The organism is Synechococcus sp. W65.1, assembly GCF_047461615.1.
Taxonomy (GTDB): Bacteria; Cyanobacteriota; Cyanobacteriia; order Thermostichales; family Thermostichaceae; genus Thermostichus.
The window spans coordinates 20,580-32,136 of sequence record NZ_JANSHI010000016.1 but is presented as its reverse complement, the minus strand read 5'-3'; the positions used below and the strand labels follow the sequence as shown (position 1 = coordinate 32,136).

General features: G+C 60.4%; 10 protein-coding genes and 1 tRNA gene. 6 read left to right on the top strand and 5 right to left on the bottom strand.

Annotated features, from left to right (window positions below; translation table 11 throughout):
• The first annotated feature begins 10 nt into the window (after nt 1-10).
• The 3 genes from rsfS (at nt 11) to NW806_RS09340 (ending at nt 2,087) form a co-directional block, all read left to right on the top strand.
• A complete protein-coding gene (gene rsfS, locus NW806_RS09350; protein ID WP_414393830.1) occupies nt 11-382 on the top strand; it encodes a ribosome silencing factor in 372 nt (123 codons plus the stop codon).
• Nucleotides 383-817: 435 nt separating this feature from the next.
• A complete protein-coding gene (locus tag NW806_RS09345; protein WP_414393832.1) occupies nt 818-1,138 on the top strand; it encodes a hypothetical protein in 321 nt (106 codons plus the stop codon).
• A gap of 37 nt (nt 1,139-1,175) precedes the next feature.
• Entirely contained in the window at nt 1,176-2,087 is a 912-nt protein-coding gene (locus NW806_RS09340; protein ID WP_414410898.1) for a histone deacetylase, read from the top strand.
• Here NW806_RS09340 and NW806_RS09335 read toward each other — a convergent pair.
• The 5 genes from NW806_RS09335 to sppA form a co-directional block, all read right to left on the bottom strand.
• The gene (locus NW806_RS09335) at nt 2,084-3,235 is read right to left on the bottom strand and encodes an NAD-dependent epimerase/dehydratase family protein (RefSeq protein WP_414393836.1); all 1,152 of its coding nucleotides are present in this window, start codon (nt 3,233-3,235) and stop codon (nt 2,084-2,086) included. The two genes, NW806_RS09340 and NW806_RS09335, sit on opposite strands and share 4 nt — an antisense overlap.
• Nucleotides 3,236-3,321: 86 nt before the next feature.
• Nucleotides 3,322-4,260, bottom strand: coding sequence for a spermidine synthase (locus NW806_RS09330; protein WP_414410897.1), 939 nt, complete (start codon nt 4,258-4,260; stop codon nt 3,322-3,324).
• A gap of 27 nt (nt 4,261-4,287) precedes the next feature.
• Nucleotides 4,288-4,746 (bottom strand): adenosylmethionine decarboxylase, encoded by a 459-nt coding sequence (speD, locus tag NW806_RS09325; protein WP_414393840.1) that lies wholly within the window; start codon nt 4,744-4,746, stop codon nt 4,288-4,290.
• A 225-nt stretch (nt 4,747-4,971) separates the two neighbouring features.
• Nucleotides 4,972-6,195: an alanine racemase gene (gene alr, locus NW806_RS09320; RefSeq protein ID WP_414410896.1), complete on the bottom strand. Its 1,224-nt coding sequence runs from the start codon at nt 6,193-6,195 to the stop codon at nt 4,972-4,974.
• Nucleotides 6,196-6,226: 31 nt separating this feature from the next.
• A complete protein-coding gene (sppA, locus tag NW806_RS09315; RefSeq protein ID WP_414410895.1) occupies nt 6,227-7,234 on the bottom strand; it encodes a signal peptide peptidase SppA in 1,008 nt (335 codons plus the stop codon).
• A gap of 386 nt (nt 7,235-7,620) precedes the next feature.
• Between sppA and NW806_RS09310 the strand changes: the two genes are divergently transcribed.
• The 3 genes from NW806_RS09310 (at nt 7,621) to priA (ending at nt 11,490) form a co-directional block, all read left to right on the top strand.
• Nucleotides 7,621-7,693 (top strand) — tRNA-Ala (locus NW806_RS09310).
• Nucleotides 7,694-7,867: 174 nt separating this feature from the next.
• Nucleotides 7,868-9,055 carry a hypothetical protein gene (locus NW806_RS09305; RefSeq protein ID WP_414410894.1) on the top strand — a complete coding sequence of 396 codons (1,188 nt, stop codon included), beginning with the start codon at nt 7,868-7,870 and terminating at the stop codon, nt 9,053-9,055.
• A gap of 11 nt (nt 9,056-9,066) precedes the next feature.
• The gene (gene priA, locus NW806_RS09300) at nt 9,067-11,490 is read left to right on the top strand and encodes a primosomal protein N' (protein WP_414410893.1); all 2,424 of its coding nucleotides are present in this window, start codon (nt 9,067-9,069) and stop codon (nt 11,488-11,490) included.
• Nucleotides 11,491-11,557 lie beyond the last annotated feature (67 nt).

The window sequence follows — 11,557 nt, the reverse complement described above, 5'->3', positions numbered from 1 at the left end:
GCTACAGCTCATGCCTGCCCGTGCCAGGGATCCCGTCTATCGCATGGCGCTGAGTGCAGCTCGCGCAGCGGAAGAAAAAAAAGGTGGCGACATTGTCCTGCTGGATGTATCTCGGGTTTCCACACTGGCAGACTACTTTCTTCTAGTCAGTGGCTACTCGCTGACGCAAGTGCGCGCCATTGCCCAGGCAATTGAGGAAAGGCTTTGGGAGGAGTGGCAACGGACACCGCAGCGCATTGAAGGTCAAGACTCAGGCTCGTGGATCCTCATTGACTACGCCGATCTCATCGTCCACGTGATGATGCAAAACGAAAGGGAGTACTACGACCTGGAGTCTTTTTGGATCCAAGCCGAACGGGTTGAGTTGCCTTTAGCCGGCTAGATCCCTAGCTCTGCGGGTCGACCTTTCAGACTGGGGCTTTGCCGGTTTTCCCCAGTCGGCTGTCAAGAAATATGTGAAGCACGTGAAGTTTTTAATAGTTCCACAGTTTCTTACATAGTTGCGTGCTAGCATAAACGCCGAGGAGTAGTAAGACCCTTGTTTCCAGGTGCAGAAGAGTTTCTATAGTCTTTGTTAAAGTTCCCACTCTGCACTTTCCAAAACGCCGATAATTTCCCGCTGGCGGTAATGCCAGCAGGAGCACAAGGTTAATAATTGACGACAGCTTCCTGCTAGTGAGGGAGTTGATCTACTTTGGCTTGAATGTCAAGCCTTTAGAGGAAAGTCCAGTGGCAAGAGCAGAGGAGAAGTAGGAGCTAGCGCCCTTTGTTTAATGCTTGTTTAAAAGCGGCCGAGATTCTTAGGAGGGAAGTTCTGATGGAAAAAATGTTGGTGAATATCATCGAGTACCTGGCATTGGCAGAACTGGAAACTTTACTCTGCACCGAGCACCCCCACCAGCAAGTGTTTCATGACGCCAAGGAGCGGGAATCCCTGCTGCAGCAGATTCTCAACCGGGTTCCCCCTGCTTATAGGTTGCTGGCTGCCGATGAATGCCCTAGCCGCGACCAGCTTAGCCCCTCAGAACTGGAGTTGCTCCGCTCGGTGGTGCGGGATGTGGTCAAGCAGAAGCTGCAACAGGACTCTTTTGAAGATCCCTACGTGGGAGCAGCGATGTCGGAGGTGTTCTACGGGTAGAAGGAGGGTTAGCTACACTGCGAAGGCGCTGCCTTAAATGCTGCCCGTTTACTATTCTGAAACTTTTCTTAGCCACAATACGGGTCCCTTTCATCCGGAACGCCCGGCCCGCCTGCAAGCTATTTCCAAAGCCCTGCGCAAGGCCCCTTTTGCCAACCAACTGGAGTGGCGGGATCCCCCCTTGGCTGAGCTGGGGGAGCTGGAGCGGGTCCACTCGCCTAGGCATATCCAACAGGTGGCCGAGCTGGCGGCAGCAGGTGGGGGTTACCTTGATGCCGATACAGTTGTCTCTCCAGGCAGCTTTGAAGCAGCGCGGCGGGCAGTGGGCGGCTGGATTGCTGCAGCGGCCTCGGCTTTGGCCACAGGACAGCCAGCTTTGGTGCTGTGTCGTCCGCCTGGGCATCACGCTGAGCCGGAGCGGGCAATGGGGTTTTGCCTCTTCAGTAACGCCGCCATCGCCGCCCTGTGGGCACTAGAGCAGTCAGGAGTCAGGCAGGTAGCCATTTTTGATTGGGACGTACACCACGGCAACGGCACCCAGGCGGTGGTGGAGCGCCATCCCCAACTGGCCTATGCCTCCATCCACCAGTTTCCTCTCTACCCCGGCACAGGACTGGCCGAGGAAACCGGGATCCACGGCAACCTCTGCAACGTACCTCTGCCTGCAGGATCCGACTGGTCGGCTTACGAAAAAGCTTTGCAGGAGAAGGTTCTGCCTTTCCTAAAAGCCTTTCAGCCCGATTTGCTGCTGGTGAGTGCCGGCTTCGACTGTGCCAAAGGGGATCCCTTGGCCGATATGCTGCTAGAGCCGGAAGACTTTGGTCGCATGACCCGTCTTTGCTTGAAAGAGGTAACCTCTAAGGCTGTCTTTGGCCTAGAAGGGGGGTATAACCTGGAAAACTTGGCCCGCGGCTGGCTAAGTGTAGCCCAGGCCTGTCTAGAAGGCTAGCCTCTCCATTTCACCTTAGGTAGAATCTGCCGCACGTCCACCCGGTCCTTGTACTTGAGGGCGAAGTTGAGCAGCGAATCCAGCAGCGAATCCGACAGGTAGTGAGGCTGAAGGCCCAGATCTAGAAGCTTGGTGTTCTTGGCGTTGTAGTAGTGCTCTTCCAGCTCAACGCGGGGGTTCTCCAGGTGTTGGATTTCCACCTTCAAGCCCATGGCAGCCGCAGCCTTTTGCACCATCACTGCTAGCTGCTCCACACTAAATTGTTCAGTGAACTGGTTCATCACCCGGAACTGGCCTGGCTCAGGAGGATTGGCGATGGCCAGCTCCACACAACGCACGGTGTCGCGAATATCCAAGAAGCCGCGCGTCTGGCCTCCTTTGCCGTAGACTGTTAGCGGATGGCCGACTGCTGCCTGAACACAGAAGCGGTTGAGGGCCGTGCCAAACACGCCATCGTAGTCGAGGCGGTTGATCAGGACCTCGTCCATGCCTGTTTCTTCCGTGAGCACGCCATACACCACCCCTTGGTTCAGGTCGGTAGCCCGCAGGCCCCAGACGCGGCAGGCAAAGTGAATGTTGTGGCTGTCATGGACCTTGGAGAGGTGGTACATGGATCCCGGCTGCTTGGGATAGGGCAGGGTATCCTTGCGGCCGTTGTGCTCGATGGTGATGTATCCCTCCTCGATGTCAATGTTGGGAGTGCCGTACTCACCCATGGTGCCCAGCTTCACCAGGTGGCAGTCGGGAAATTCCTCCTTGATGGCATAGAGGATGTTGAGGGTGCCCACCACATTGTTGACCTGGGTCATCACCGCATGTTCGCGGCTAATCATCGAGAAGGGAGCAGAGCGCTGCTCGCCAAAGTGCACAATAGCCTCTGGCTCAAAGCGGCGCATGCAGGAAATTAGGGCTTGGTAGTTAGTAACATCGCAAACAAAGATGGGAATATCCTTGCCAGTCAGCCCCTTCCAGCGATCCACCCGCTGCTCAAGCTGGGCAATGGGTGTCAGACTAGAAACTCCCAGTTGCAGATCCCAAAGCCGGCGGATATACGAGTCGAGGATGGCCACCTCGTAGCCCCTGTTGGATAGGTACAGGGCCGTTGCCCAGCCACAGTATCCGTCACCACCAATAACTAAAACTCTCATTGGGGAAGCGGAATTCGCCTGTTCACGAATCTACCAAGTTATGGCACCAAAGACAAATACCTCAGGAGCCCATTTTTACCAGCGACTTAGTCGACCTGAGGAGGGTTGTCTAGGGTGTAGACGGTGGTCTCAGCGGCAATGGCGCGGCGCACATAGACAGGAACCTGGTAAAGGCCCAGGAGGGCAGTGCCATCGAGGAAGCGCAGTTCCCCTCGACTGGGATCCAAGTGCTGAGCCAGAAGCTGGTCGATCTGTTCCGGCTCCGGCCTGGAGGGGATAGGAGCCTGAGCTGCTAGGGCAAATCCAAGAGGCCCGCCGTAGGTGGTGGCGTAGATGGCGTAGGGCTGCACAGCAGCAAACACGGTTTTGAGGGTGTGAACGATGCGGGTGTGCTGCTCCAACTCCAAGGGGCTTGTCGGCCCAGCCTGGAGGGCAAAAGCTCCACCGGGCTGCAACTTGGAGCGGATCTGGCAGAAAAACTCCTGGGTAAAGAGGCGGGCGGCAGGGCCAGCTTCCACGGGATCCGAAAGATCGGAGAGGATGACATCCCAAACCGGCTCTGTCTGCTGGAGGAAGTCGAAAGCGTCGGCAATCACTACCTGTGCCCGCGGGTCCTCAAAGGCCCCCTGGTGCATTTCTGGCAAGTGTTCCCGACAGGCCTCCACCACCTCTCCGTCGATGTCCACCATCACCGCCTGCTCCACCGAGCGCCAGCGCAGCACCTCCCGCAGCGTTGCCCCTTCCGCTCCCCCCAGTACAAGCACGCGCCGAGGGATCCCACCCCCCTGGACAACTTGGAGAAGGGCGGGATGGACGAGCGCCTCATGGTAAAGGAACTCGTCCAGCGTGGTGGACTGCCAATGCCCATCCAGCATCAAGCCCTTGCCATAGGCCCCCATCTCAGCAATCAGCATTTCCTGAAAGGGGGTCTTTCGGTAGGCCAGGATGCGTGTAATAGCAAAGGCAGTGTAGCTCCAGGGGGTAAAGTACTCCTGGGCCCAGAAGAAGTTCCTTGGCAGGTTCATGGGTAGCTTGGCAAAGGTGGTGCAATCTCAGCGCCTTCGTCTAGCTGTTTCACAACTAACTGCCTCAGGCAAGGGCGTCACTTCCTCAAGGGACGCCGGCTCCGTGGTTCGGCGAGGCAGCTTGCGCAGCGAATGCCGTCGCGCTTGAAAGACCTCAATCAAATATTCACAGGCTGCTTCAGGCCGCGTATGGCGCCCGCAGGTAAACACATCCACCGCTGCATAACCCACTTCAGGCCAGGTGTGGATGGAGATGTGGGATTCTCCTAAGAGGGCCAGCGCCGTGATTCCCTGCGGCTCAAAGGGATGGTAAAGCTCACCCAAAAGGGTGGAGTTGGAGCGTCTTGCCGCCTCCCGCAAGGCTTGCTGCACCAGGGAGACATCATCCAAGAGGTGGGCCGGGCAGTCGTACAGCTCTAGGATGCAGTGGATCCCGATTAGAGCCAGAGACCTATCCCCTAATTGGCCAGATAGCGTGTGTACCATACTATCCCCTAATTGGCCAGATAGACGACAAGAGCCGTGCAAGCAAAAGCACAGTTTTCTGATTGTCTCACAAATTGAGGCAGATTACAAGGAGCAGCGGCTTTCTTCTGGCCTTTCGAGCAAGGGGCGTGAGTTCTTCAAGCCAGAGGAAAAGAAGCAAGCTCAGGAAAAAGCCCCAGGGGACGGGAATTCTCTAACTGGTGGGAGCTTGCGCCAGTGGCAGGCTCAGGCGTTGACTAGCACCCTTGGCAGGCGAGCAGAAAGCCCGCAAAGCAACTCGTAGGGGATAGTGCCCAACTGATCGGCCCAGTTTTGGATCGATAAGCCCATGCTTCCCAGATGGGGGCCCAACAGCTCCACCACGTCTCCCACCTGGATATCCGGCCTCTCGGTAACGTCCCACATGCACTGATCCATGGTGATGGTGCCCACCTGCTGGATCAGGCCGCCACGCACCCACCCTCGCAGCCAGCCGGAAAGCCGCCTTGGGATCCCATCGGCATAGCCAATGGCCAGAGTGGCAATGCGGCTGGGACGGCGGGTGATGTAGCGATGGCCGTAGCTGACACCCGTGTGGGCAGGCACCGTTTGAATGTGGGTCAGCCGCGCTTTAAGGCGCAGGATGGGTCTAAGCCCAGGCACCTGCAGGTGAGGAGCAGGAGACAAGCCGTAGAGGACTAGCCCCAGCCGCACGCGGGAGTAGTGAAGGCAGGTGAGGGCGGCGGCGGAGTTATCCAGATGCAACGGCGGCAAGGGATCCCCGGCCTGGCGGATCTGCTCTACCAACTGGGCAAAACGGGCCTCTTGCTGGGCCATTGCCGGCGAGTTGGGCTCGTCTGCGGTTGCAAAGTGGGAGAATAGGCTACAGATCTCTAGCTCAGGGATCCGGCAGATCTGCCTCCAGACGGCGGCAGCCTCCTGCCAAGGGATCCCCAGGCGGGTCATGCCGGTATCGACATTAACGTGGACTGGAACGGGCCGCCCGGCCCAGGAGGCCACCTGGCGCAGCAGGGGGATTTGCTCGGCGCGGGTAAGGCTAATCTCCAGCCGCGCTGCCATGGCCTGCTGGAGCTCCGCCCAGGTATTCAAAGCGCCCAGGATCAGGATCGGCGCCTGTAGGCCTGTCTGGCGCAGCTCGATCCCTTCGGCCAGCGTGGCCACGCATAGCCCCTTGGCCCCTGCAGCCACCAGCAGAGGAGCCACTAGCTGAGCTCCATGGCCGTAGGCATTGGCCTTGACCACCGCCCAGATCTCGACGTTTGGGCCTAGGCGGGCTTGCAACAGCCTTAGGTTTTCTCGCAACTGGGCTGCGTCAATTTCCACCCACGCGCGGCTGGTTAGCAGCTCTAGCTCCGGGTTAAACGCCGTCCAGGAGTCTGTCCTTGCTCCCGGCACCGCAACCGCAGTCAAAGTAGAAGCGTCGTCCAACGTGGACACTTCTTGATCCACAACTCACCCTCACACCCGGCCAAGGTTAGATTTAGCGCAAAGTCCAGGCCGGCGCCATCCACAACAGCGGCAGCTCTGGGATCCCGCCAGCCTCCTCGTCTCCCAGCAGTTGACCCAGCCAGAAGCTTTGCCCTGCTGGAGGCAGCCCTTGGCTCAATAGCCGCCGCAGGGCGCGTTGGAACGGGTCTCTGGTTGCCGGCGACAGAGAGGGATCCCCGGTCATCCGCCGCAGATCCTCCACGGCTTCGGTATACCCCCCCAAGGCGTCCACTAGGCCCAGCTCCACCGCCTGCGCTCCGGTGAAGAGGCGCCCATCGGCCAACTGGCGCAGTCGCACCTCATCCAAACTCTGCCGCCGCGCAATCATCTCCGCATCCAGCACCTCTTCCGCCCCTTTTTCCGGCAAGTGCTGGCGCCCGCGGGCCACATCGCGAATAAACTGGTCGAGGGTATTCTCCACCAGCTCTTGCAGCAGGCGCCGCTCTTGGGGAGTGGCAGGGCGAAAGGGGGAGAGCATGTCCTTGTACTCGCCGGTTTTGAAGGTCTGCGGCTCTATGCCGTAAGTGTCGAGCAGCTTGCTAAAGTTAAGGCCTCTGATGAGTACCCCTAGGCTGCCAGTCAGGGTGCCGGGGTTGGCGTAGATTTTGTCGGCAGCACTGGCCACGTAGTAACCGCCACTGGTGGCAATGTCCTCCAAGACGGCCACCACAGGCTTGCCGGCTTCGCGCAGGGCGGTAACGGCACGGTAGAGTTCCTGGCTGGATCCCACGGCCCCGCCTGGGCTGTTGATGCGCAGCAGGACGGCTTTGACAGCGCTATCGTCAACCGCTTCCCGCAACTGCTCCAAAGGGGAGGTGGGCAAGCCCACCAAGCTTGAGCGGCGCAAGCCGCCGATAGGACCCTCGAGAGCGACCACCTCGATGCGACTTGCCCCTTGAGGAGCTCCCCCTCGAGCCAACTCGGCTGCAGGGCGTCTACTGCCGACAAGGGCCGCAATTAGGCAAACCACCAGCAAAGCAGCCGCCAAAATGCGGTTCAACTGGCTTTCCTGAGTCACAACCCCCCCGTTGTCACTGACTTTGTTCTATCACCCAGCAGGCTTTTGTAGCGACTGCATCCCCACTGCTCTGCAGGCGAGCGAGGGGAAGGGCAGTGCAGACGGGGGAGGGTTGTAGTATACTGGCAGTTGTCACCCAGGTAGCCTACGGCAGGGTATTGCCAGGGCTCGAGCCTGGAGAAGTACGGGCGGCTAAGGGCCCCCACTGCGGACTAGGGGACTACGTAAAGTCCTTGCCAGGCGTGGGGTAGAGATCTTCCAAAGCTGGAGAGAGGTCAAAAGTAGCTGGTACCTTTGGTCAGCAAGGCCGCTTCTTTTAAAATTAGGAGTAAGGCTGTTGTCCACACTTCTAGCTTCTAGTGGGACTTGGGGCTTTAGCTCAGTTGGTAGAGCACTTCAATGGCATTGAAGGGGTCAGCGGTTCGAGTCCGCTAAGCTCCATGACAGTAGTTAGGCTGGGGAGTGAGGGAGTTGAGAGGAGCAGAAAGCTAGGGCAGCTGCTTTGCCTAGCTGGGGGCCGGAGGGCATGGAGCTCTGCTCGCTAGCTTGAACCCCCTAGAAAATCTCCCTATACTTCAAGAAGCCTCGTCATTACCTCCACTGCTTCCTCTCCCTATGCAGGTTCCCTCCTCAGGCAAGCTGGACCCTACCCTTCCCGAGGCACAGGCTGGCCGTTCGGTCAAGGACTCTGTCTCGGAACCGGATCCCAAGTCAGAGCAGGCTTTGGCTCTGCAGCAGCAGTTGGAGGCCCGGCTGCTCAAAGCTGAAGCGGAACTGCAAGAGCGGCGCACCCTTCAGGAAAACCTGCAGGCTGAGGTACAAGCCCTGCGCACTCAGCTGCAGGAGCGGGAGCGCGCCCTGCACCAGCTCCAGCAAACCTTGGCAGAGCAAAAGGTTCTGCTCACGGAGCAAGAAGCTCAGCTGGCAGCACGACAACGACTCAACGAGCGGCAGCGCCAAGATATTGAGGCCCTGCAGGAGCAGCTTGAGCAGCTGCGGTTGGCCCATGCCCAGGAGCGCCGTCAGTGGGAACACCGTCAGCAGGAGCTCCAAGCCTCGCTGGTAGAAGCCCAGGACCTGGCTCAAAAACGGGTGGAGATGTTACAGCGTTTCAAGGCCGAGCTTTCTTTAGCCCGCACCCAACTGGCGGAAACGCAGGCAGAGCTGAGCAGACTGCGGGCTCTCTACACCGAGCAGCAGGCAGCTTGGCAGGGAGAGCGGGAGCGCCTTGAGGCGCGGCTAGCGGGCTATGCGGAGACGGAAGCGGAAGCGCAGCAGCGCTGGCAAGAACAACGACAGGAATTGGAGGCAGCCCTCTCCCAAGCCCAGGCAGAAATTGCCCACTGGCAGGAACAGTACGCCCAAGCTCAGCAGCGCATCGAGGCGTTGGAGCAGCAGCTTCAGGCGGCTTTGGATGAGCTTGCCGAGCAATCTGCCAAGCAATCGCAGCTGCGCTCTGCCCAGGTGGCCATTGCCCATTTGCAGGAACAAGCCGAAGCCTTGGAGGCGCAGGTGAAGGCTTTGCAGGCAGAGCGAGAGGCTCTTTTAGAAGAGAACCGATCCCTGAAAGAGAAGTGCGAGCAGCAACAGATGCATGTGCTTAGCCTCAAGGCGGCCCTGGAGCGCAGGGGTCTAGAGATCCCAGCTCGGGTTGATGGGGTTGCCAAAGGGGCTGACACACCCAAGGGAGCGGAGTCTCCTGCTTCCCTCCAAGCCGCCAAGCCCGCGCTTCAGCCGCGACCCCTGCTGGCTCGGGCCGGGAAGCGGGCGGTAGATCTGCCGCGGTTTTTGTCCCGTCCGTGAGGGATCCCGTTTTGCAGTCCGCTCCTCCCCGCTGGTTGGAGGTGTGGGTGGATCATCCTCGTTTGGGGGGGTGCTTCATCTACCGTGTGCCGGAGGGATGGGAGCCAGAGGCCGGCGACCTCCTCAGCGTCCCCTTTGGCCAGCAGGTAGCGGGGGCAGTAGCCCTGGGCTGGCGTGCCGAGTTGCCGGCAGGGGTAGAGCCCCAGTCGGTGCGGACAATTGAGGCAGTGGTGGCCAAAGGGATCCTGCCCAAGGAGTTCTGGCCCCTGCTGCAGCGAGTAGCCGATTACTATCTCACCCCCCTGGCGCAGGTGGTGCGCACGGTCTTGCCCCCTGGCTTGCTTAGCCGCTCCCAGCGACGGATCCGCCTGGTTCGATCCCCCCAAGGGGAATGTTCGCCGGCCGCCCAGGCTTTGCTGCGGCTGCTCCAGGAAAAAGGGGGGGAGCTGTCTTGGCGCTACCTCCAGCAGCAGGTGCCCGGCGCCGAGCTGGCCCTGCGGGAGCTGCAGCGGCGGGGTTGGGTGGAAAGTTTCTGGCAGGAGCAGCAGGGGGGTAGGGTAAAAACCCAGCAGGCAGCCACCTTGGTGGAGGACTCGCTGGAGGGGCTGAGCTTGCCCCAGCAGAAAGCGCTGCAGATCCTCAAGCAAAAAGGGGGGGAGCTGCTGCTAGTCGAGTGGGAGCGTCTGGCGGGGGTGAGTCGGTCGGTGTTGCAGAGCCTGGCCCGCAAAGGCCGGGTGCACCTCTACGAGCGGCCCCTGCTGCGGCTGGGGGAGGCCGACCGGCCTGTGGAGCAAGATCGGCCCAAGCCTCTGACGCCAGCCCAGGCCGAGGCAGTGGCGGCCATTGGCCAAGCTCTGGGGCGAAACCAACGCTTTCTGCTGCACGGGGTCACCGGCTCGGGCAAGACGGAGGTGTACCTGCAGGTCATTGCCCAGGTGCTGCAGCAGGGACGGTCGGCCTTGGTGCTGGTGCCGGAGATTGGCCTTACTCCGCAACTGACGGACCGCTTTCGGGCGCGGCTGGGATCCCGCGTGTGGACCTACCACAGCGGCCTCTCGGCAGGGGAGCGCTACGACCTCTGGCGGCAGATGGTGATCTCTGTTCCCCAGGTGGTCATTGGCACGCGCTCGGCGGTGTTTGCCCCCTTGGCCAATCTTGGCCTGATTGTCTTGGACGAGGAGCACGACGACAGCTTCAAGCAGGATCAGCCCCAGCCCTGTTACCACGCTCGACAAGTGGCGGAGTGGCGGGCTGAGCTGGCCAACTGTCCCCTGGTCTTGGGCAGCGCCACACCCGCAGTGGAAACCTACGCCGCCCACCTCCAGAATCCGCAGCGCTGGGTTCGTCTGGCCCTGCCCCAGCGCATTCCCCAGGCGGGGATCCCGGCCACCCTGCCCCAGGTGGAGCTGGTGGACATGCGCCAAGAGCTGCAGGCGGGTAACCGCAGCATTCTTAGCCGTCGCCTGCAACAAGCCTTGCACGAGACTTTGAAGAGGGGGGAACAGGCCATCCTCTTTGTCCCCCGCCGCGGCTACAGCACCTTTGTTTTGTGCCGCAGTTGCGGCTTTGTCCTCACCTGCGCCCACTGCGACGTCTCCCTTACCGTTCACCTAGAGGGCAGGCAGGAGCTGCGCTGCCACTACTGCAGCGCCCGCCAACCCCATCCCCAGCGCTGCCCTGCCTGTGGTTCGCCCTACCTAAAGCACTTTGGTACCGGCACCCAGAAGGTGGTGGAGGTGCTGCAGCAGCACTGGCCGCAGCTAGGGATCCTGCGCTACGACAGCGATGCCACCCGCCGCAAGGGATCCCACCGCAACTTGCTGGAGCAGTTTCGCAGCGGCAAGGCTCAGGTACTGGTGGGCACCCAGATGCTCACCAAGGGGCTGGATATTCCCCAGGTGACGCTGGTGGGGGTAGTGGCTGCCGACGGACTATTGCACCAGCCTGACTACCGCGCTGGTGAACGCACCTTTCAACTGCTCACCCAAGTGGCGGGCCGAGCAGGACGGGGATCCCTGCCGGGCCAGGCCATTATCCAGACCTATTTGCCAGAGCACCCCATCTTGCAAGCGGTGCTGGCCCACGACTACGAGGGCTTTGTCCAGGCCGAGCTGCGCCAACGCCAAGAGGGGGGCTACCCTCCCTACCGAGCCCTGATCTTGATCCGCCTAAGCAGCACCTGCTTGGAGGCACTGGAGCGCTATTGCCAGCGCGTGGGCGAACGCCTGCAAGGGATCCCAGCTGAAGTGCTAGGCCCAGGGCCAGCCCAAGTGGAACGGGTTGCCGGCCGCTACCGCTGGCAGATCCTGCTCAAACAGCTTCCCGGTCAGCCCTGGGATCGCGCCCAGATCGATGCCCACTTGCGCAGCGCCCTTGGACATATCCCCCAGGGGATCCGCGTCAGCCTCGATGTGGATCCGCTGCGGATCCTCTAGTTCTGTCCAGATTGGGAGGCTAAGGGTTAGCGGGGCAACATTCTCGGCCCCAATCTGTTCTATAGTC